This is a genomic window from Mucilaginibacter sp. 3215 (assembly GCF_050433785.1).
Lineage (GTDB): Bacteria > Bacteroidota > Bacteroidia > Sphingobacteriales > Sphingobacteriaceae > Mucilaginibacter.
This window is the reverse complement of sequence record NZ_JBNPWO010000024.1, coordinates 1-23,443: the sequence shown is the minus strand read 5'-3', so window position 1 is coordinate 23,443 and position 23,443 is coordinate 1. Positions and strand designations below refer to the sequence as shown.

General features: G+C 39.9%; 16 protein-coding genes. 11 read left to right on the top strand and 5 right to left on the bottom strand.

What is annotated here, in order from left to right; genetic code table 11:
• Positions 1–141 precede the first annotated feature (141 nt).
• The 8 genes from ABIC84_RS24985 (at position 142) to ABIC84_RS24950 (ending at position 12,587) form a co-directional block, all read left to right on the top strand.
• A complete protein-coding gene (locus ABIC84_RS24985; RefSeq protein WP_426582177.1) occupies positions 142–1,188 on the top strand; it encodes a FecR family protein in 1,047 nt (348 codons plus the stop codon).
• Positions 1,189–1,439: 251 nt separating this feature from the next.
• On the top strand, positions 1,440–4,730 hold the full coding sequence (locus tag ABIC84_RS24980) for a SusC/RagA family TonB-linked outer membrane protein (protein ID WP_429265346.1): 3,291 nt from the start codon (positions 1,440–1,442) through the stop codon (positions 4,728–4,730).
• A gap of 11 nt (positions 4,731–4,741) precedes the next feature.
• Entirely contained in the window at positions 4,742–6,379 is a 1,638-nt protein-coding gene (locus ABIC84_RS24975; protein ID WP_429265345.1) for a RagB/SusD family nutrient uptake outer membrane protein, read from the top strand.
• A 67-nt stretch (positions 6,380–6,446) separates the two neighbouring features.
• A complete protein-coding gene (locus ABIC84_RS24970) occupies positions 6,447–8,426 on the top strand; it encodes a glycoside hydrolase family 127 protein (protein WP_429265344.1) in 1,980 nt (659 codons plus the stop codon).
• Positions 8,427–8,430: 4 nt separating this feature from the next.
• Positions 8,431–10,257, top strand: coding sequence for a GDSL-type esterase/lipase family protein (locus tag ABIC84_RS24965; protein ID WP_429265343.1), 1,827 nt, complete (start codon positions 8,431–8,433; stop codon positions 10,255–10,257).
• Positions 10,254–10,637 (top strand): SxtJ family membrane protein, encoded by a 384-nt coding sequence (locus ABIC84_RS24960; protein WP_429265342.1) that lies wholly within the window; start codon positions 10,254–10,256, stop codon positions 10,635–10,637. Before ABIC84_RS24965 ends, ABIC84_RS24960 begins: the two co-directional genes overlap by 4 nt.
• 11 nt (positions 10,638–10,648) lie before the next feature.
• The gene (locus ABIC84_RS24955) at positions 10,649–10,798 is read left to right on the top strand and encodes a DUF5989 family protein (RefSeq protein ID WP_429265341.1); all 150 of its coding nucleotides are present in this window, start codon (positions 10,649–10,651) and stop codon (positions 10,796–10,798) included.
• A 4-nt stretch (positions 10,799–10,802) separates the two neighbouring features.
• Entirely contained in the window at positions 10,803–12,587 is a 1,785-nt protein-coding gene (locus ABIC84_RS24950) for a carbamoyltransferase family protein (RefSeq protein ID WP_429265340.1), read from the top strand.
• Positions 12,588–12,641: 54 nt separating this feature from the next.
• Here ABIC84_RS24950 and ABIC84_RS24945 read toward each other — a convergent pair whose 3' ends face one another.
• The 4 genes from ABIC84_RS24945 to ABIC84_RS24930 all read right to left on the bottom strand — a co-directional run bounded on the left by ABIC84_RS24945 (position 12,642) and on the right by ABIC84_RS24930 (position 18,747).
• Positions 12,642–13,514: an IS3 family transposase gene (locus ABIC84_RS24945; protein ID WP_429265339.1), complete on the bottom strand. Its 873-nt coding sequence runs from the start codon at positions 13,512–13,514 to the stop codon at positions 12,642–12,644.
• A gap of 395 nt (positions 13,515–13,909) precedes the next feature.
• The gene (locus ABIC84_RS24940; protein WP_429265338.1) at positions 13,910–14,077 is read right to left on the bottom strand and encodes a hypothetical protein; all 168 of its coding nucleotides are present in this window, start codon (positions 14,075–14,077) and stop codon (positions 13,910–13,912) included.
• Between the two features lie 21 nt (positions 14,078–14,098).
• On the bottom strand, positions 14,099–15,244 hold the full coding sequence (locus ABIC84_RS24935) for a site-specific integrase (RefSeq protein ID WP_429265337.1): 1,146 nt from the start codon (positions 15,242–15,244) through the stop codon (positions 14,099–14,101).
• A 413-nt stretch (positions 15,245–15,657) separates the two neighbouring features.
• Positions 15,658–18,747 (bottom strand): metallophosphoesterase, encoded by a 3,090-nt coding sequence (locus ABIC84_RS24930; RefSeq protein ID WP_429265336.1) that lies wholly within the window; start codon positions 18,745–18,747, stop codon positions 15,658–15,660.
• A 425-nt stretch (positions 18,748–19,172) separates the two neighbouring features.
• Between ABIC84_RS24930 and ABIC84_RS24925 the strand changes: the two genes are divergently transcribed.
• The 3 genes from ABIC84_RS24925 to ABIC84_RS24915 all read left to right on the top strand — a co-directional run bounded on the left by ABIC84_RS24925 (position 19,173) and on the right by ABIC84_RS24915 (position 22,285).
• Positions 19,173–19,751: a hypothetical protein gene (locus tag ABIC84_RS24925; protein WP_429265335.1), complete on the top strand. Its 579-nt coding sequence runs from the start codon at positions 19,173–19,175 to the stop codon at positions 19,749–19,751.
• A gap of 577 nt (positions 19,752–20,328) precedes the next feature.
• Positions 20,329–21,471: a Shedu immune nuclease family protein gene (locus ABIC84_RS24920; protein ID WP_429265334.1), complete on the top strand. Its 1,143-nt coding sequence runs from the start codon at positions 20,329–20,331 to the stop codon at positions 21,469–21,471.
• 22 nt (positions 21,472–21,493) lie between these two features.
• Positions 21,494–22,285: a hypothetical protein gene (locus ABIC84_RS24915; protein WP_429265333.1), complete on the top strand. Its 792-nt coding sequence runs from the start codon at positions 21,494–21,496 to the stop codon at positions 22,283–22,285.
• Between the two features lie 685 nt (positions 22,286–22,970).
• Here ABIC84_RS24915 and ABIC84_RS24910 read toward each other — a convergent pair.
• Positions 22,971–23,333: an XRE family transcriptional regulator gene (locus ABIC84_RS24910; protein WP_429265332.1), complete on the bottom strand. Its 363-nt coding sequence runs from the start codon at positions 23,331–23,333 to the stop codon at positions 22,971–22,973.
• Positions 23,334–23,443: the final 110 nt, after the last annotated feature.

The window sequence follows — 23,443 nt, the reverse complement described above, 5'->3', positions numbered from 1 at the left end:
ATTCAGACATCTCTCTTTTTTGTCTTAATCGCACTTCCTTAAATTTTTTTGAAAAAAATAACAATCAAAGTAGGGGTTGGGCCTTACCTGGGTTACATCTTATTATAAACCATAAATAATTCTTGTCCTAAAACAAGCTCAATGAAGAAGAATTTACCTGCCGAACTGTTGGATAAATATTTTGCCGGCACCTGCAATGAGCAGGAGTTGGCTACAATTCATGCCTGGTATGCTTCTTATCAACATGCGCCCGATGATATATCTGTTTTATCCGAAGATGAACAGCGCCTGTTTAAGGCCCTGATGTGGGAGAATATCAAACAGAATATTGACGTTGCAGAAAATGAAAATGTGGTTTCGCTACAGTCTGGAAAGTCCAGACTGAAACAGATAGCTTATTGGCTATCGGGTGTGGCCGCTGTGCTGATAGCAGTGTTTTTTGTTTGGCTAAGAACATCTCCTGCGGGAAGTACGCTTAAAACATTTAACGATCAGCAACTGGTATTTACCAATACGACCGGGACTATCAGGCAAATCACCTTGTCAGATGGCAGCAGGGTATGGGTGAGCCCTAATTCAACCTTAACCTATTTAAAAGCCTTTGAAAAGCAAAGCCGAAAAGTATCCTTAAGCGGAGAGGCATTTTTTGAAGTTACCAAAGATCACACGCGCCCGTTCTCTATCTACACAGGTAACGTAATAACCAAAGTATGGGGAACAAGTTTTCGCATCCGGGCCTATAGCGGTGATAAAACAACTAAGGTTGATGTAGTTACCGGGAAAGTTTCGGTATCGGTTGCCGGTAAAGGTACTACGCAGGTAAATAATACGCAGACAGCTATTGCCGATTCTGGTGATGGTGTAATGTTGCTGCCCAACCAGGAGGCTGTGTACGATAAGCCTACTGATAACCTGACAAAGAACATGGAAATCAAAGATGTTTCGATAGGTATGTGGAAAAAGGCGAGCCTGTCATTTAATAACACGCCGCTAAGGGATGTTTTCAGGACATTGAATGAAAGTTTTAATGTAAATATCAGTTCGGCCGATAATAAGATCAATACTGATAACCTGAAGGCTGATTTTACCAACGAAAACCTTCCCACAATACTGGAGATCCTGAAAAAAACGCTGAATGTAACTTATCGTGTTAACGGTAACCAGTTTGTATTGGAAAGTACTAAATAACCAATTATATAAAACACCAATAAAACCCTAATTAACCTATATGGATAAAAGAACCGATACATAAACAATCCCCTCAAATTTTCCTGGAAAAGGAAATAGGAGTGCTGGAGACACTCCTATAAACTTTTAATCCCCGGTGTGCAACGCCTTTAACAAGGTGATCCGGGAATCCTTTGTCTCAATTTTTTCAAAAAGAAACACTTAAATGTATGAAGATTTATTTACAAAACCACTTTGACTGGTGTAAAATTATGAGAATCACTTTTAGTCAAGTTATAATCCTGCTCGTTTTTACAGGCGTTTCCCTGGCTAATCCCAGCAAGGGGCAGAGCCTGCTTGACAGGCGTGTTGATTATAATATTCAAAATGCAAGCCTCATTAAAGCAATCCAACAGCTGGAAAAAGCAACCAGCCTCAAGTTTGTTTATCATATGAACCTTGTTGAAAAAGAACAGGGCCTTTCGCTTGATGCCAAACAGGAAAAACTTGGCGAAGTGCTTGATAAATTGCTAACCCCAAGAGGAATAACGTTTGATATTATAGGTGATCAGATAGTTTTAGGCAAGGCAAATTCGGTAATTAAACAAAACAATACCGATGATAAAGAAAACGAATCGCTGGCGGTTGCCAAAACCATTACGGGTAAGGTAACTGATGATCATGATCAGCCCCTGCCCGGTGTTACAGTAGCGCTTAAAGGTACTACCATGGGCGCGCAAACTGATGCAAACGGAAGGTACAGCCTTAATATTCCGGATTCTGAAACGGAACGGGCTATCCTTTTATTCTCATTTATTGGTTTTACATCACAGGAAATTCCGGCCGGTGGGCGTACAGTGATCAACGTGCAGTTAAAAGCTACACCAAGCTCATTAAACGAAGTAATTGTAATTGGTTACGGCAGCCAGCGTAAAGGTGATGTAACCAGTTCGGTAGCCACAGTTAAAGCTGAAAATTTTGTAAAAGGCCCGGTATTGGACGCCGGTCAGCTTTTGCAGGGCAAAGTTGCTGGTCTTACTGTATCTGCCCCAAGTGGCGACCCGACATCAGGGTCGCAAATCGCGCTAAGGGGTAATTCCACATTGCTGGGCGCAAATACCGATCCGCTTGTTTTGGTTGACGGTGTCCCCGGAAATCTAAAAACCGTAGTGCCTGAAGATATTGAAACTATTGATGTGCTGAAGGATGGGTCGGCAGCGGCAATTTATGGTGTGCGCGGTACCAACGGTGTTATCATCATCACCACAAAAAGGGCCAGCAGTAATTTTACTAATGCTGTTGATTACAGCGGTTACATAAGTACGCAAACACTTGCCCGCGAACCCAAATTACTAACAGCGACCGATTACCGTGAACAGATTGCTGCAGGTACGAGGCTTAAAGACTATGATCAGGGCAGTTCAACTGATTGGCTTAAAGCAATTTCAAATAACCTGCCTATAACTACGGTACACAACATTACGTTCAGGGGCGGCAACAGTAAAACCAATTACCTGGCCTCGGCTAACTATCGTTCGTTAAACGGTATTTTTCAAAAGTCTGATAATACTACGTTTTCGGGCAGGGTTGATATCAATCACTACATGTTTGATGATAAGGTAAAGATCAACTTTGGTTTACTGCAGCAAAATAACAGCTTTACCCAAACTCAGGATGGAGGTACTTTCAATGGCTATACTTATCGCCAGGCCATATTACAAAATCCTACATCGCCAATAAAAAATGCGGATGGTACTTATTTTGAGCAACCAGGCATTTTCAATTACCAAAACCCGGTATCAATGTTATACAACAGCGATGGCCGCACCTCAAACACAACAGCGAAATATAATTCAACCATAACCTATACACCAATAACTGGGCTTAAACTTTCGGCATTGGGCTCATATACCAGGTTTAACCAAACTGCCGGTTATTCAGAAAATAAGCAAAATATCTCCACCATCCGCGATCATTTAAATGGTTATGCAGCGGTAGGATCCTTACAATCAATTGATAGGTTGCTGGAGCTTACAGCTGAGTTTAAAAAGACCTTAGGTAGCCATAGCTTTTCTGTTTTAGGCGGATATAGCTACCAGGACAATGACTCATTCTCCTTTTTTGAACAAAATCATGATTTCCCTACCGATATTTTCGGTTATAAAAATATAGGTTTGGGCCGTGCCGCTGCCAAAGGTTTGGGCGTTGAAAGCAGTACCGGATCGCAAACAAACCTGATCAGCTTTTTTGGCAGGGCAACTTACAATTATAAAGACAGGTACCTGCTTTTGGCCAGTGTCAGGCGCGAAACCGCTAGTCAGTTATATGGCACCAAAGAACCATGGGGTACTTTCCCGGCAGTACAGGTTGGCTGGAGGTTAACCAAAGAACCTTTCATGCAAGGGCAGCATATTTTTGACGACCTTAAATTCAGGGCGGGTTATGGTGTTACGGGTAACCAGCCAGGCAAGAGTTTTTTAGGTGTAGGGCTCATATATTATGGCAACTATGTGCTTTCAAACGGACAATGGATCCAAACCCTCGGCCCTTATCAAAACTCCAATCCTTATTTGAAATGGGAAGAAAAGCATGAAACTGATCTGGGGTTAGACTTTAGCTTGCTGAAAGGTTTGGTGACTGGTACGGTTGATCTTTATGATCGTAAGATCAAGGGCTTACTGTATGATTATGCAGTGCCCAGCCCTCCAAATTTGTTTAACTCAACAAGGGCCAACGTAGGCACCATGCAAAATAAGGGCATTGAAGTATTGCTCAACATTACGCCCGTGCGTACCGCTAATTTTCAGTGGACTACCAGCTTTAACTTTTCAACCAATACCAATAAGCTCATCAGCTTATCGAATGACCTGTATAAAGCAACCAGCGATTATTTTACAACTGGTGGTACGGGCGAGCCTATTCAAACTTTTACCAACATAGTTAGGGTTGGTAAGAATATCGGTGATTTTTATGGTTTTAAAGTAACAGGTGTTTCAAATGACGGCCAATGGATATACGAAGATGCTAATGGCAAGTCGGTTCCGTACAGCCAGTTTACACACAGTTTTGAGGATAAAAAAGTACTGGGTAACGGCTTGCCAAAATATTATGCCGGCTGGAACAATAATATCAGGTATAAAGACTGGGATTTTAGCGTAACCATGCGCGGCGCTTTCGGCTACCAGATCCTTAACTTTCAACGCATGTATTATGAAAATACATCAATACAATACTACAACCGTTTAAAATCTGCAAGGGATAAGGTTTTTGGCACAGCAGTACTTAATAGTAATATGCCGCTTGAGTTTAACAGTTATTATATCGAAAACGGCGATTTCTGGAAAATTGATAACATCAATCTTGGCTATACCTTTAATAGCCTTAAATCTAAATATATCCATTCGCCGCGCATTTATGTGTCAACGTTAAATACGTTTGTAATAACGGGCTATAAAGGTGTTGATCCGGAAGTTGACAGAAGCGGGCTTGCCCCCGGTAATGATAACCGCGACAAGTATCCAACTACAAGGACATTTACAATAGGAGCAAGCGCAAGCTTTTAATCATTAACATCATGAAAAAGATATATTATATACTTAGCAGCCTGGTTATTATTACTGTAATAACTTTTACAATATCATGTACCAAGTTAAAGGACGAGAATTACAACACCATTATATCAAGCAAATTTACTCCGGGTGCGGATGACCTGTCGGCTTTATTAGGTGCGGCCTATACCTATTGGCGACCGCTTGAGCTTGGCCGCAGTGCCAATTCAGTTTTTCGTACCAATGAAATCTCGGCCGATGAACTGGTGATCCCCTCACGCCCCAACGGTTGGGTTGATGGTGGTATCTATCGTAGAGTACATGAGCACAAATGGACATCTGACGAGGCTAATAGCTACGAGATATGGAATAATGCTTACGCCGGCATTACAACTTGCAACCGGGTAATATACCAGATAGAGAATGGACTTATTCCCGTTACTACCGGGAAAGAGGCTGCCCTTGCTGAATTAAAAGTGCTGCGCGCCTCGTTTTACTATCCGCTTTGTGATTTTTTTGGCAACGTGCCTATCATCACCAAATTTGATGTGCCAGAAGGGTTTTTACCAACACAGAGCACCCGCAAAGATGTTTATGATTTTATGATATCTGAAATCAATGCCAATTTGCCGCTGTTAAGTGCTGCCAATGATATATCAACCTACGGAAAATTTAACCAGTGGGCAGCGCATGCCCTACTGGCTAAAATATATTTAAATGCCGGTGTTTACACAGGTACACCAGCCTGGGATAAATGTATTACGGAGTGTAACAGTATCATAAATTCAGGTAAAGGCTTCGCACTTGAAGGAAGCCAGGTTTCGGTTTTTGTTACCGATAATGAAAATTCAAAAGAGATCATTTTTGCTATCCCGTTTGATGAAAAGTACACCGCCGACGGAGCCAACGCTTTTGCCCTGCACATGGAAAGCCTTGAGCCTGAAAATCAGGCGACCTATAATTTTCAATACTCACCATGGGGCGGGATATGCGCTATCCCGCAGTTTATCAATACTTTTGACCCGGATGACAGTCGCCTAAAAAATAACTGGATTCAAGGACAACAGTATACTTTAGCAGGTTTGCCTATTAATGGATCGTTAGGTGCCTATACCAATAAACCACTTAATTACATCAATGTGGTACCTGGAGTTGATTCGACAGAAGAGGTACATGGTTTCCGTTTAGGTAAGTTTGAATATAAACAAGGTGCGTTATTAGGCTTAAGTAACGACTTTCCATTGTTCCGTTATGCCGATGTTTTAATGATGAAGGCCGAATGTTTACTTCGTAGCGGTGATGCTAATGGCGCTGCTACATTAGTTACCCAGGTTAGGCAACGTGATTTTGCAGCAAACCCGGCAAAAGCAACCGTAACAGGCGCCCAGTTGCAGGCGGGCAGCGTGTATGATTATGGCTTGAGAAACCACATAAAAACCACAACTGAGGGTGGGGCCGATATTCAATACGGAAGATTTCTGGATGAGCTTGGCTGGGAATTTAATACCGAAGGCCGCCGCAGGCAGGATTTGATCCGCTTTGGCGTATTTACCAAAAAATCCTGGCTTTCACATTCGCCTAATGGCGATTACAGGGCCTTGTTGCCGCTGCCAAGGCAGGAAGTTGTTAAAAATCCTAACCTGAAACAAAATACAGGCTACTAATAAAATTAATACCAGGCACAGGATGGTCGGCTGATCTCCTGTGCTTTTGAACTAATATATCATCAGGATGAAAAAAAGATTACTTATTGCATTATCATTTTATTGCGGCGTTGCTTACGCGCAAACTAAGGATTACCCCATTAAGCCGGTATCATTTACCAATGTAAAGCTTAACGATAAGTTTTGGACCTCGCGTATCGAAACCAATCGCACGGTTACCATTCCGGCCTCATTTGCCCGTTGCGAAAATACCGGCAGGGTTAAAAATTTTGAAATGGCGGCTGCCCGCAGTGGTAAATTTTGCACTAAGTTTCCGTTTGATGATACCGACATTTATAAAACTATTGAAGGGGCGGCTTATTCAATGGCCGTTCATCCCGATGCAAAGCTGGATGCTTATGTTGATTCATTGATCACAATAGTAGGTAAAGCACAGGAATCGGACGGTTATCTTTACACCGCTCGTACTATTGACCCACTGCATCCTCATGCATGGTCGGGCCCGGAGCGTTGGGTTAAAGAGAATGAACTAAGTCATGAGCTATATAACTCAGGCCATATGTTTGAAGCAGCCGCGGCACATTACCTGGCTACCAACAAACGCAACTTTTTAGATATTGCCCTTAAAAATGCCGATCTGCTGGTTAAAACTTTTGGACCGGGCAAAAGGCATGTAGCACCGGGACATGAGATTGTGGAAATGGGCCTGGTACGCCTGTACCGTATCACCGGCAAAAAAGAATATCTCGATCTTGCTAAATTTTTTATTGACGAAAGAGGGCACCGCACCTATGATAAAACCAGTACTGACGAATGGAAGAACGGGATGTACTGGCAGGACAATGAACCTGTTATAGCACAGGAAGATGCCGAAGGTCATGCCGTAAGGGCAATGTACCTGTACTCGGGCATGGCCGATGTTGCCGCTTTAACCGGTGACAAGGAATACATTACCGCCATTGACAAGATCTGGAACAACATGGTTGGCAAAAAGATCTACGTGCAGGGGGGAATCGGCGCAGTACCGGGCGGTGAACGTTTTGGTGCCGATTACGAGCTGCCAAATACAACTGCTTATAATGAAACCTGCGCTGCCATAGGCGATGTTTTCTGGAATCAGCGGATGTTCCTGCTGCACGGTGAGTCGAAATATATCGATGTGATGGAAAAGGTTTTATATAACGGGTTAATTTCGGGTGTTGGGCTGGATGGTAAGACATTCTTCTACACCAATGCCATGCAGGTAACCAATGGGGTTACACATCATGAGCTTGAGCCCGAGCGTTCCGGCTGGTTTGAGTGCTCATGCTGCCCAACCAATATGGCGCGTTTCCTGCCGTCGTTATCAGGCTATATGTATGCTCAAAAGGATAATAATGTATTTGTAAACCTGTTTATTGCTGGTACAGCAAATATGGAGATTGATAATAAAAAAGTGAGCATTGTTCAAAGCAATAATTACCCGTGGAATGGTGCACTGTCGTTTGCTGTAACACCGGAGACGGCAACTAATTTTGCTATGCACATCCGGATCCCGGGCTGGGCAAGGGCAGAGGCGATCCCGTCTGATCTGTATGCTTTCCAAAATAAATCGGCTGCAAAAATCAGCCTGAAACTAAACGGCAAAGCGGTTGCTTATAAAGTTGAAAATGGCTACGCTGTAATTAACAGGCAATGGAAAAAAGGCGATAACATCCAATTAAACCTGCCTATGGAAGTTAAAAAGGTTATTGCCAATAAAGCATTGGTTGATGATAAAGGTAAAACAGCCCTTCAACGCGGCCCGATCATGTATTGCGCCGAGTGGAAAGATAACGGCGGAACGGTGAGCAATTTAGCAATCCCTGCAAATGCAACTTTTAAACCTGTAGCCGAACCCAGCCTGTTAAATGGCGTAACTGTTTTAAAAGGAGAGATCCTAAGTAAAACAAAAGGCGAAGCTGCTAAAAAGGTAGAGCTTACGGCCATCCCTTATTATTCATGGGCAAACCGTGGTAAAGGCGAAATGACCGTTTGGTTTCCCGAAGTAAATTCCGCTACCAAATAAACATATGAAGCCTCAGCAACTCTCCCGCAAAAAATTAAGATGGTTCAGGGTAATAGCTTTCGGCACCCCGGTACTTATTTTGTTGCTTGCCGAAGGATTGCTGAGGCTTTTCAATTACGGACATGATACCAGTTTGTTTATCAAATACCCCGATGACCCTAACTATTGGGTGATCAGTAAATACGCATCCGAAAAATATTTTACCGATACTGCCAATGCCACCAAAGGCAATATTGAGCCTTTTAAGGTTGAAAAAGCGAAAAATACTTTCAGGATTTTTGTGCTTGGTGAATCGACAACAGCCGGTTACCCGTACATGCACAATGGATCGTTTCATCGTTGGCTGCAGTACCGGTTAATGCACATCTATCCTGATATTAATTTTGAAGTAGTCAATGTATCGTTAACAGCTGTAAATTCATATACGGTACTTGATTTTGGTAAACAGGTGATTAATTACCAGCCCGATGCAGTGTTGATTTATACCGGTCATAACGAATATTATGGTGCTTTAGGCATTGGTTCAACCAGTCATATTGCCAATAGCAGGCTTTTGGTGCGCGCTATAGTTGCACTTAAAGAACTTCGATTGGTTCAACTGGTCAATAATGTAATTGGTAGCTTTAAACCGGCAGCTTCCAACCCCGATCAGCGTGAAAACCTGATGAAGCGTATGGCGCAGCAACAGGCCATACCTTATCAATCTGAAGCATATAAAGCCGGGATAGCGCAGTTTAAGGACAACATGACCGAACTGTGCCAGGTTATGCATGATAAAAATGTGCCCGTGTTTTTAAGCACATTAGTGAGTAACGAAAAAGATTTGAAACCTTTTATCAGCGATGGATCTGATACTTCGGCCAATATGTTGTATGCGAGGGCAAATGATGCGTATCAATCAGGTAAATATGCGCAGGCAAAACAGGAATATATCAAAGCAAAGGAGTTTGACCTTTTACGTTTCCGCGCTCCCGAGGCGATGAATAGAATTATAACGGCTTTGTCTAAACAATACTGCAATGTGCATTTGGTGAATAGCCGAACTGTTTTTGAGCAGCACTCGCCAAACGGCATTTTGGGCAAAGAAACCCTGCTGGAGCATGTACATCCAAATTTATATGGTTATGCCCTGATGTCGGGCGCTTTTTATCAATCCATAAAAAGCGCCCGATTGATTAAAGCTCATCCCGATAAGGAAATGAGTTTAGCTGAATTACTCAACCGGATGCCTGTTACCAAAATTGATTCATTGTATGGCGCTTATACCATCATGATGCTTGAAACAGGCTGGCCATTTAATAAGCCTATCCCTGCAGGGTTTAAACGCGGCGATGATATCGCTTCACAACTGGCTGGTGCACTATCGGTAAACCGGATCAGCTGGCTGGATGCTATGGATCAGCTGTTCAAATACAGTATGAAAGCGGGTGATAAAAAGACGGCTCTGAAAGCAGTTGAAGCCGTTATGCTCGAAAAGCCTCAAAATACAACCTATCCCATTTATGCAGGCAGGCTAAGCTTTGAGCTGGGCGATCCTGACGGGGCCGCTTTTTACTTTAAAAAAGCCTATGAGCTTGACCCTTCTTTTGCCAACACGCAAAATATGTACCTGGTATTTTTAAAAAGTGATCAGCCCGCAAAGGCTGCTCCCTACATTGATTCGGCGATACAACAGCATCCTTCGGATATTGAACTGGTGAATTTAAAAGCTATAGTGGCAGAGATCATCCGCCTAAAAAACATGGCCGGTAAAAAATCCAACATGCAGATAGCTGCGAACTACCATGCCATTGGCGCAGACGAGGCCGCCACGAAATATAAACAGCAATGAACATCAGAAAGGTAAATCAGAAATTTGGCTTGGTAGCCGGCGGTGCATGTTTGCTTATGGTCGCATGGCAATATTTTGTACACTATCATGCTATCGTCTGGCTGTTAGCAATCGGTATTTTGCTGATGTTATCGGCCCTAATCATCCCTCAAATTTTAAATCCTTTACGATTGGTTTGGGATAGGATAGGCCACGTCTTAGCTGTGATCAATACTGCCATCATTCTATTTTTACTGTATTTCCTGATCATTACGCCGGTTGGTGTCATCATGCGTTTATTTGGTAAAAATGGCCTGGATTTAAAGTTTGAGCGTAGCGCAGCCACTTATTGGAAGCCTGTAAAAACGACCGGCCAAAGTTCAATGAAACAACAATTTTAATACACAGCACTATGGAAGTGATAGCAGAGTTTTTTATGTTCCTGAAATCAAGAAAACGGTTTTGGCTTTGGCCTTTGTTTATCCTGCTGTTTTTACTAAGCCTGCTGCTGGTTTTGGCACAGGGATCGGCGCTTGCACCGTTCATTTATTCCTTGTTTTAGGTTCATGTATATTCTTGGTATTTCGGCTTATTTTCATGATAGCGCAGCTTGTTTGCTTAAGGATGATTACATCATTGCAGCCGCCCAGGAAGAACGCTTTACCCGCAAAAAGAATGACGAAAGCTTCCCAATAAATGCTATAAAATACTGTTTAGTTGAAGCCGGGATCTCTTTAAATGGGATTGACCATATTGTTTTTTACGAAAAACCGTTCCTGAAGTTTGAGCGCCTTCTGGAAACTTACCTGGCCTTTGCTCCTTCAGGCTTTATTTCGTTTATGAAAGCCATACCGATGTGGCTCAAGGATAAACTATTTCTGAAAAAGAACATTATTAACCAATTGAAACTCATCGATGAGGATTGGGACTCAAAAAAGTCAAGCCTGCTATTTACCACACATCATCATTCTCATGCAGCGTCGGCCTTCTATCCTTCGCCATTCAATAAGGCTGTTATTCTGACTGCCGATGGAGTAGGCGAATTTACAACCACATCTGTCGCCATTGGCGCGGGCAATAAAATAGAAGAGGTCAAAGAAATTTGTTTTCCGCACTCTATCGGTCTGCTTTATTCGGCATTTACCTATTATCTTGGTTTTAAAGTTAACTGCGATGAGTATAAGGTAATGGGGCTGGCGCCTTATGGCAGGCCCGTTTATACTGATCTGATATTTAAACAACTCGTGAATTTAAAAGCAGATGGGTCATTCAGGCTGCATCAGCAATACTTTAACTACTGTACAGGCCTTACCATGACCTCGTCACGGTTTGATAAGCTGTTTGGCCAACCCAGACGAAAACCGAACGAAGCGATTTTGCAATTTCATATGGATATCGCCAGTTCCATACAGGTTGCGGCAGAGCACATCATGCTTGATTTAACCATAGCTTTGTATAAAGAATTTCAGTTTGATGATTTATGTATGGCCGGTGGCGTAGCTTTAAATTGCGTCATCAATGGTAAAATATTAGAGAAATCGGGCTTCAAACGGTTATGGATCCAACCTGCCGCCGGAGACGCGGGCGGTGCTTTAGGTGCGGCATACGCAGTATACTATGAACATTTAAGTAACGAAAGGAAAAATCCCAATGGCACAGACAAAATGCGGAATGGATTGCTCGGGCCATCTTTTAATGCCAACGATATTAAGGAGTGTTTTATAGATAATCATATCCGGTTTGAAGAATTAGAAACAAAGCACTTGCACGAAAAAGTAGCCGCAAGTATTAACGATGGTAAAGTAGTTGGTTACTTCAAAGGACGGAGTGAATTCGGTCCGCGTGCTTTGGGCGCACGAAGTATTCTTGCTGATCCGCGAAGGATAGATATGCAATCCGTACTAAATCAAAAAATCAAGTTCAGGGAATCGTTCAGGCCGTTTGCACCTGCGGTTTTAGAAGAATACGCCCCGACTTATTTTGATTTTGAGGGATCAAGTCCTTACATGCTAATGGTTATAAGGGTTAAGTCAGAATTGCGAATAGTCCCTTTACCGGAAAATGAACTATTGCAGGGGTTTGAACTGTTGAAAAACAAAAGATCGGATATTCCGGCGGTGACACATGTGGATTATACTGCCCGGATCCAAACTGTGAACTACAGAAACCATCCCGATTTTTATGATATGATCAAAGCATTTTACAATTTAACAGGCTGCCCCTGCCTGTTAAATACTTCATTTAACCGGATGGATGAACCTATGGTGAACTCACCACAGGATGCTATAGACTGTTTCCTAAATACGGGTATAGATGTTTTAGTAATCGAAAATTTTATGGCTGTTAAATAATGTGTCTCGTCCTGATTTTACTTGTCGTTTTTGAGTGGTAATACTGGAATCAGTTTACACCGATATTTCATTAGCCCTGATTAGGATGTGGGAAACTCCTTCAGTTTTCCATATCCTAATGCGTTTTTCTTTTTTTGCTTCTTTTTTTCTTTTTGCGGGCACAGTCTCAAATGCCAGTAACCTGACTTTCCTCCTTCCCTTTTTTAGGGCGCGGATAGCTCTTCCAACGCTTCCTGATTTCACCGGACATACCATGTGCCTGATCTGGTGATGGTAATTCAAACTTGCATGCGGGCGTTGCTCGTTGTAATTGCCGATGATCACTGAGATGCTTTTCTTTGCCTCTTTATGGTTCTGGTAGACCTTTTTTGGAAAGAATTCATTCTTGATAATTCCATTAACGCGCTCGGCAAGTGCATTCTCATATGGACTACCGCTTTGGGTCATACTGATCGCGATCCTGTCTTCGTTTAACAGGGCAGTATAATTCTGCGAGCAATATTGTATTCCACGATCAGAATGATGTATCAGGATAAATGGAGGTATCCGCGTTCTACTGTCTACTGCCATTTCCAGGGCTGCAATGCAACCAACTGCTTCCAAGCTGGGATGTAGGGCATATCCAACGATCTTTCTGGAATAAACGTCTGTGATCAGGCTCAGGTAACTGAAGCCTTCCAGCGTACGGATATAGGTGATATCACTCACCCAGAGCTGCTCCGGTGCTGACAGGGATAGATGCGCGATCAGGTTAGGATATTTTCTTAACCAATGATGGGAATCCGTTGTTTTAACCATACGCCTTCTCCGGCGGATCAATAAGCCGTGAAAGCGTAACAGATCATACAGCAAGTCCCGCCCCATCTTTATCTCATGCTTTTCCATCTCCGGAATGAGCATATGTAATAGTTTTCTGGTTCCCAACATAGGAACAGCAGCCGGAACTCGCCCACCAGCGTCAACACAACCATATGTGCGATACTTGTCCTTGAAGCCTTATGATGAGCTAAGTAGTAAGCCTGACGGCTTACACCAAACAGTGCACAAATAGCTACCAGGGTATATTCTGAACGCTTTTGCCGCATTCTTAAGACTGTTTGGTACCACGCTTTTTCGGATCTTGATATGTAGGTCACTTTCTGCTACCTCAATCATCGTTTCCAAGGCCAGGTTCTTCAATTGGGATAGCTCTAATGCCTCAGTAAGCTCATGTATTTTTTTGATGAGCAACTTTGATTCCTGACTTTGGGTCATCCCTGGAACCGATGAAGAGCTGTTTGCATTCAGCAAAGTAGTCAAATTAAGCTTACCTGCCCATGCTTTTATCGTATTCCTTGAACACGGTATTTCCGGGTGGCTCCCAAGCAACTGGTCATCCCAGTTTTTATCTCTTCTACAATCTTTATTTTGGTCTGTTCTTCGACCTTATCAAATGGCTTGCGTCTTACGACGGGAGCTACTTTCTTTTTCTTCCCTGGTATTGTTTTCATTTTCTTGTTTTTAGTAACAAGCTATAGCAGGACGAGACAGTTTGCATGTCCCAGCATAACAGATACACTCTCAATCGGAACGTCATTGGCAAGTGTAACAGTCGTCGCAAAAGTGTGACGGGCTATATGAAAGGTTAATTCCGTCTGAATACCGCAAAGCTCCGCGATCTCTTTTAAATAATCATTGACTGTCTGGTTCGAGGGGGCCGGGAAAACAAGTCCGGAGTTTGAACATTTCGGATGCCGCTCATATTTTTGCATGATTTCAATGGCAGCCGGAAGCAAGGGTACTCTTGTTGGTACATCCGTTTTTTGGCGATTTGTCATGATCCACTTTTCACCGTCAAAACGGTCAATGATATCTGTTCGGCGTAACTGCTTAATATCAATGTATGCAAGACCTGTGTAGCAACTGAAAAGGAATATATCGCGAATCTGTTGTAGACTTACTGACGAGAACTGTTTTGTTGCTATGGCAGAAAGATCATTTTCCTCCAGACAAGTACGTGGAATCCGTTTGACTTTACCTTTGTATTTTACAAAGGGGTTTTTGTCTATCCAGCCATTGTCAATACTTAACAAAATGATTTTCTTAAAATTTCGAATGTATTTTACCGCAGAATTATTGGCGCACTTCCGCTCAGTACGCAGCCAGAAGTCATAGTCCGTAATAAACTGATAGTCGATTTTGCGGAGGCCGATATTTGTCAGATTATAACGCCATTTTAAAAATCGTTGGATATGACTTAACGATATTCTATACCGGCCAAGCGTGCCTTTCGTAGTTTCCTTTCCCACAAGTTTTTCAAAGCGTTTATTGTGTTCTTCAAAAACTTCGATGAGCATTTTGGGACGTTCCTCCTTTCCGAGAAAGCGATTCCTGAGGCCTTCCGCAGTAATCTCTTCCTCGCCTTTCACCATTGAGCCGTGCACTTCATCAATTTGGGCGCGCAATGTATCAAGATAATTGTTAAAAGTTTTCACAGTCTCCCTGGTACCTTTCATGCGTCCGGCTGCACTGTTCCATTGTGAGGGCTCGCACTCCCTGGAGATGGCTGGTTCTGAGCGGCGACCTTCAATGGTGATCCGCATGTAAACCGGCACCGGGCCGGCTGTGTAGTTTCTAGGTTTCTTCAAATAGAAGAGCAAACTGAATGTTGTTTTCATAAAAAATAACTCAGAAAAAGTTAAACAAAATTAGTTCTGCGTCACGTTTTTGACAAGATGTTCATTTTTTAACTACCTGTAAATAAGATAATTAATTGCTTTCTGGTGAGTTAGGTTTAATCCTTGCTGACTCACCGAATTACTCACCAGAATTATACTCATTTTCGTACAAAACAGTGCGAATTCTGAAAAAAGAAAAGCCTGCAAATATTTGATTTGCAGGCTTTTAGTCATTTTTGGTGTGAAAATCAGCGGAGAGGGAGGGAACAACTTTCATTAAATGATGTTCTCAAAATCAACGCTTTATATTGTAAAAAACTTCGAGGACACCATTTAGGTCCCTCAACAATTAAACCAAATCGCTATTATGTAAATGCAATATAAGGATTTAAAAGTCTTTACGACATTTCAGCTCAATTTTTTTTTATGCGATTTTGCTGTATTATTTTGTTCACCCTCTGCTGCACTGTTGATTTATCAGCTTTCGAATTGATATTAATTGATTGCGTTTGGATCAGGCTTTTGATATAACCTTCTAGTTGACTATTTTGTGAACATTCGAACATAAGGTAGCCATATAACTTAATCAATACAGTTTGCTTCAATATACCAACTTTTATTGACGACATAATCTCAGGTAAATATCCTTTGTATGCCTTTAAATTTAGGTCAACGAGCAAAAAATATAATAACATAAGTTTAAACTGGTTATCGCTCTTGATATCAACTTTTAAAGTTTCTATTTTATCAAGAATTATCCTCTCCAAATTGTTTTGTGCAAGCGCGTCGTATAAAAAGTTTTGAACTATCAATGGCATAAAAGTGGATATAAGCCGCATCATCAACTTCTCCTTTGTTTCGTCTTTATCCTCTTGCAACTCTGCTTTCACCTCGTCTAACAAGTTAAAGCCCATTAAACAAGTAGATTGCAGAATAAAATTCAATACATCATCGTTAAATTTATCATCTGGTAGAGCACTGTTTCTGAAAACACGAGATAAGATGAAAAGGGATTTTTCGTAATTTGTATGATTTAACTCAATTTTCTCATAAAATTTCTTCGGTGATACCTCACTTTGTTTATCATATGCCACTTGCATGTCAGAAAAATACTCGTCCTGTTGCTCTGTCGTTAGCGCACCATTTATCTCACTTTGTAATTTATCAATCGGTTGTTCTAGGGATCCCGACACCTTTAACTCAAGATTTCGGTCTATATTAATTGAATCATAATGTTGAGTTAATTCCGAAAAGATAACTTTCGTTTTCTCGAATATTTTCTTTACATATTCTTGATCCTTCCTGTTAAATCCCGCACAAAGTTCTAACTCATTGCTGAACGAGAGGTAATAATGATCATCGGAAATGACTTTATCCCTAAATTCTGGATGATCTTTCATATAGTAGGCGATAAAGAACTCGAAAACACCAGTCAGTCTAATGGTGTAGCGTTCTACGCCGTTTTTTCTTAGTATTCCTTTTGACAAAAGTATTCTTAGAATTTCTTCAACACCGATAACAAACCGCTTATTGTCGTTTATGTATTTTTGAGTAAAATTTATGATTTCTGTGTAAGTTGCAGTGTAGCCTTCCTTACTATGTTCAGTCACTAGAAAATGAGACATTTTTGAGAGGAATTCTTTAAAATCCTCAAATTCAATTTTCAATGACCTGTCGTGAATTAAACGATCTTTGTCTAGCAAGTCATCGATGTAATATTGAATTAATTCAAAGTTGTTTCTAACGTTTGCTTCCTGGTTTTTCTCAAAGACCCAGATAAATAACGAGACAGTCCAAAAGTTCGCTTGAATATTTAGTTGCTTAAGAACCTTGAAAATTTTATCTAATATGAGTTCTCGTTTTGTGGGTGTCAAATTTGGCCATTTGTTAGCCAATAGCCTGACTTCACTTTTCGAAATCTCTTGAATAAATATATTCTTATAGGTCCTACCGTCGAAATGATAAGTGTCAAAAGACGTAATTAATGTTTCTTCGGCAGTAGCCACAAATGAGATATTCTCATAGCGGTGTAGCAATTCATTTAATATATCATTGAAGTCTGAAAAGTTAGGATCGTAGTTGTCGAGAAGTAATCGAATTTTATACTTGCCTATCAGTTCTTCGCTTTTTGCTTGGTTTAATTCATAATAACTTTGTATAACGTTGATTATATTAAACTCGGACGATGAAAGTTTGTACTCTTTACAATCAAGATAAATGGAAATAGTACGCGACATAGTGAAACCCTTTAACAAATCCAAGTGAATCTTAAATAAGTTGGACGTTTTTCCACTCTTGTCTTTTCCATATATGACAAAATTGTCACTTGTGAAGGTTATTGTTTCTAAGGAAATTTTCGCACTGTCAGATTTTTGTTCAACAATCTGAGCTTTAGTTTTGGCCTTGAGAACCGGCTCTGTGAACAGATCTATGAAACCCTTGCCTTCTTTGTCATGTTTAGAGACAAACAACTCATTGGCCCTTTTTAGACCTTCAGAATATCGACGTCGCAATGTTTGCCGGAAATTATTTTGCTCTTTCTTTTCATTATTAACAGGAATTGAATCTTCAAATATTTGTGGTATATCATAAAAAGTATTTTCAATTTTGTCATACTTTCTCGATTCTATTTTTACATCAAACGAATCCGTATCGACTTCAATAATACTGTAGCCTATATTTGAATAGTTATCTAAAGCTAAAGTTGCTGGAGAGAAACAACACAAGATACCTTCATCAGCGCAGATATGCAGTGACTGTCTTCTTAAATGCACATGTCCAGAAAATAAAAGATGAAATTCACTGTGAATCAAATTTTCAATTTCAGCCGCATTCCAATCCTTAAAATCTGAGATTGGGTGATGAAGAAGCGCTATTTTGAAATCAGCCTTTTGTTTTATTTCATGTATCGCTGTTTTCAAAACAGAAATAGGGTACATTAAATTTCCTCTGTCGGTTTTCGAATCCAACGCTCTCCAAGCTGAGTCCAAGCAAACAATGCCGATGCGTTTATCTTCAAATGTTCTATAATGCGTGCTATATAGGCTACTTACCTTGTCAGCATCCGGAAGATTATTCAGTTGATAGAAGGATTTTTCAAATTCTTTATAATTTCTCAGTCCTTCCAAACTTAGCTTAAAAGATTTTCCATCCTGATCGGTTACAAATTTTTCTAACTCCTGATTAGATTTAATTTTTGAAATAGATTCAGTGATAGGGGTTAGTTCGATTCCTTGACTTACATCATGATTTCCAGCACACAAGAAAATATTCTCGTGCGGGATATTAATTTCAAAACAAATTCTATCAATAAGTTCCTTTTTCGCTCTCTCAAAATCTGCTTTATTGGATCCTGATTGAACGAGATCGCCCGAAAAAATTAAAAAGTTGATTTGAGCTTCGGTTTTGATGCGCGTGACTAAACTTTCAATTAATTTGGTTTGGTCAAATTGTACTTTTTTGCTTGACTGATAATGAAAATCAGTAAGGTGTAAAATTCTCATGTTAGGTTTAAGGATTAGTTTAAATTTCTGAAATATAATAATAACATATATTTATATCGGAATTTAATGAATATCACTTTACCTTTTCTGAGTATTGGCAAAAGAAAATAAAAGGAATTTGTTAAGATAAAGACATACCAAAACTGTAAACGTATTTCAGGACGAGTCAAAGGAGCAAGCGGAAGTTGGGCAGAGCCCTACTTTGCTTGCCCTGCGCTTCGCTACGGGGTTTTTTAGTATACTTAAAGTATATTATGACATCTCTACATTAATAAAATTGCAGAAAACAGTATACTATTGGGTATACTTAAGACTTGTTAAAACGTTGATTAAAAATAATAGCTTTTTAAGATTGTATAGATCATTACTATTGAAACTCGCAAGAGATCAGTAAAGAGCCGCGCCAAAATATTAATTTAGCTTGAATGGAATATAAGAGATTTAAAGACATACAGCATCTTAATCATTCGGGTCGAATTCCTTACGAGTTACTGTTAAAAACAAAAGAATGGCGAGATATTCGTGAGAAAGTTCTTTTACGCGATAATTATACCTGTACGAATTGCTATAAAGCGGCTACGGTTAAAATGAATCCTACAGACCTCGGATATTATCGAAAGCCTAATCCCGAAGAAATTGAGAGAAATCGCAAGCCGATAACTATTGATTGGGGAGATGGAATACTAAGAAAAATGTATCATGCCCCAATAGTAGCTGTAAAAATTGAAAACCCTGTGATACTTCATGTTCACCATCTTTACTATGTGTTGGGAAATTTGCCCTGGCAATATGACCTTCAGGCTTTGGTCACTGTTTGTCATGCATGCCACCTCGAAATACACAAAACCCAGCAGATTCCTGTTTATTCCGACGACAATTTAACACAGCTTTTAGAATTAAAATTTTGCGATAGATGCTTTGGGACAGGTTTTCTGGCCCAATTCATTTACTTTCATGAAGGGGTATGCTTCGCCTGCGGTGGTTACAAATTCACCGCAGTTTAATTCATACCAGGCTTATACTTTCTATTAATATTGGTTTGTAACGAATCTTTCTACCTGAAGAAATCCTTAAAAAAGACCGACGGGATAAACGTTTTTGTATAGCAAAAACATTAACTCGCTCCCTATAACAATGAGGTATTATCCATCTATTATCCGTTGTTTCGTTATTTATGAGTTGTCATCAGTAAATCCTTTACGAAGCCATATAGATACCTTTTGTTTAGGCAAACATGGGCATACATATTTTGGCGATCTTCTGTTAAGCAACCACGAGCGAGAGACGTGGTTGCTGTCAAGGGAACGTGGAATAAATGGACTCGTGTGTGAATGGCCTAGTGGGTTTATGCCGCGAAAGTCCCTTTACTGCTTTCACGTCGATGGCTACCTTTGCGGTTACAGATGACCGGGAAAAATTTCGCAAGCAGATCGACCGTTCACAACAGGTCTATACGTGTTCTTCACTTTCAAGCTAAACATGCAATGGAACGTTCACATGATTAATTACGAGGTATCAATCAATGCTCCTAATAATCTAATTATGATTAAATTAGAGCACAAATATATGCGATAATAATACATGGATGAATTTACTACTCAAAGTACATCGGCGTACTCCCAAAAGGTTTTAGAACCAGTTGTGATTGAAGAAACGTCGACCACTAGAAGAATATTTATCGCGGAGATCAACGATAAGAAGACGCTAACTTACGAAACGGTAAGCGGTACAATAATTCATCAAAGAAAAAACTTGAAGGATGAATGGGAATCTATCGATTCTATTAATCTGGCTGGATTGAAAGGCGGTGAAGGCGTTAAAATCAAATTTGATAGTAAACAAATAAAGAAATTATTTGATGGTCTAACTAAGTTATATGCAATTAGCAAGGAAGGGGTTAAATCAGGAATACAAAAATTTATAGTGTCCAATGCAGAGGATTCGTTACTTATACCTAAAGAAAGGCGAGTCTTAATAACGTCACTAATCACTAAAAATTATGGAGAAGAGGTATGGAATGAACTTGTTAGTAGCGACCCAGATTTGGCGACTAGACTATCAATTGCTCGAATTCATGCCAAGCGAAAAATGAGTTTAGATGAGTTTGAATCCAATATAAACATGGATAAAACAGAAAGTTATTGGCAAGAATACTTCTATCAAAATCAATGGATATTTGGTTATGGCTTAAATTTTAAATTTCTTGAAGTAGATACAGATCAGCCGAACTATGGAGGAATCAATTATAAAGGGAAGGGAAATCAAAAGGGGGATTTTCTTACTCATACAAAGGCTGAATCCAATTTCACTGTCCTTGTTGAGATCAAGAAGCCCAATTCAGATTTATTGGGAAAGACAAAAACAGGCGAGGGCAAACGATATCGTAATGGAGCCTGGTTACTTGGTTCGGAGTTGCTTGGGGGGGTACTTCAATTACAAGCTAATTGTAAGACGTGGCAGCGATATTCTCATTATCCTGAAAATCGGCAATTGATTGAAAATCGAACCTATACAATCAATCCTAAAGGCATATTGATTATAGGATGTACAAATCAACTCATTAATTCCGAGCAAATAGAATCTTTTGAAAATTTCCGGATTAACTTGAATGGTATAGAGATAATCACATTTGATGAGTTACTTGAACGAGCAAAATTTATACTGGATATCGATGACAAATCTCAGATTAGCGATCACACTGAGGACGACAGACTTCCCTTTTAAATATTGAGGCAATTATTACATTATGAATGCGTCCAGCAGAATAAAAAAGAGAAAAACGGCTAAAGATGTCTTAAACTCCATAAACGAACAACAAGCCAATTATCTCATAGTACACTACTCTTGCGAAAGTTTCTTCGATATACCATATGGTAGAACTCCTAGAATAACATCGATAGCTGTAAAATACTTTGAAACAGGACAAACAAAATCTTTCTCCATTCACAAAGTTGCTGAAGTGAAAGGTATTGCGTTTGACGAAATTGAAAAAAATTATGATGATTTAGAGCGGATCATGTTGGATGAATTCTATTCGTTTGTAAACGAACATAAGCGATTTAAATGGTTTCATTTAAACATGCGTAATATTAATTTCGGTTTTGAGGCTATCGCCCATCGCTATAGTGTCTTAGGCGGCACGTCTATAAATATAGATGATGGGGCGAAATTTGATATTGGCAGACTGCTGAACGATTTATATGGATCTAATTACATTGGGCATCCAAGAATTGAAACTTTGTGTAAAAGAAACAATATTACTATGACTGATTTCTTAAATGGAGAACAAGAAGCACAAGCTTTCAACGCAAGGGAATATGTTAAGCTTCATCAATCGACCTTGCGCAAGGTGGAGAACCTACAAGTTATTATTGAAAGAGCAAATGAAAATAGTCTCAAAACCGATAGCACACTCATTAAACAGTATGGGATTAGCCCTCAAAGCTTATTTCAAATGATGCAGGAAAACTGGCTTTTTGCATTTATAGTTTTTATACTAACGCTAATTATTTCAACTATCGTCGGTAAAATATTTTAATAACAAATATTAAATTAAGAATAGCGTGATCGAAAAACTTTCATATTATTTTGCCATTACTGTCACTCTGTTTATTTGTTTGGTGACCATATATGCATTCTATATGTTACTGTACTCTATACTTTTTAATGCGTTAATCGACAATATTGCAATTTCTAATGTTGGTTTTGTGGTATTATTAGCTTTATCAAATATCACCTTTACTTGGTCGAAGACTTTTGACGCGACTAAACCAGAAGAACTAAGAATATCGCAAAATCTTAATAGGGGAGCGTCAAGGGGAATTATAGCAGCAATTTGTTTTATTTTGGGGTCACTTTTTAAGTATATTGCCATCAATTACATGAAGGTACACTATAATGTTGCCTTTGGGATAGAACCTGATAAATATTTATTCTTAATTGCAAGTACTCTATGCTTCACGATTGCATGTTACTATACGATAATTCTTCTTTTTCGCTTAATACTAACCTATTATAAAAATAGGCTAATGAACAGATAGCCATCATCAAACCGCAATCACGACAAACTGCTGTACATAAATGATAAATTAGTCAATTCAAGAGCGATTTTATAATTCAGGAAGCTTTCATATTAATTAAAGTAATGTTCGCATTTATAAAATTCATAACGTTAAGTGATTTATTATTGATTGAATAGCGATGTACTAAACGCAAAAATCGCCCTATTTTTTTACAACATCGGTTAACGTTTGTTTAAGTATCTCGACCTTTTCGCGCTCACTGTTCAATAAACGCTCGTAAAGCTTTTTGTTTTCGTCCAAAACTTCCAACCATTTTTCTAAAGGATTAAAAGTACAATCGTGATAGTTTTGATATTGACCTAAAGCACCACTTCCCGCGTTAGCTCCCTCATAATTATTTTGGATATTATAAATTGCCTTTTCCTCATCAAAATTCTTAATCGCCTCTTCGGGAACTCTCAACGCTTGCGCTACCTTTGACAGTAATTCAGGTTCTATAACTTCTTTAGATTCCAACAGGGATATTCTTTTCTGGCTCCATTCATCACCAAGAGCAATAGCCAATGCTTCTTGTTTGAGTCGTAGGATGAGCCCCCGGCGCCTTGTTTTATTACTAAAGTAGGTTTCCGAGAGCTTTCCTCCAAACCGTACGTGCACCTCTCAGCGCATACGGC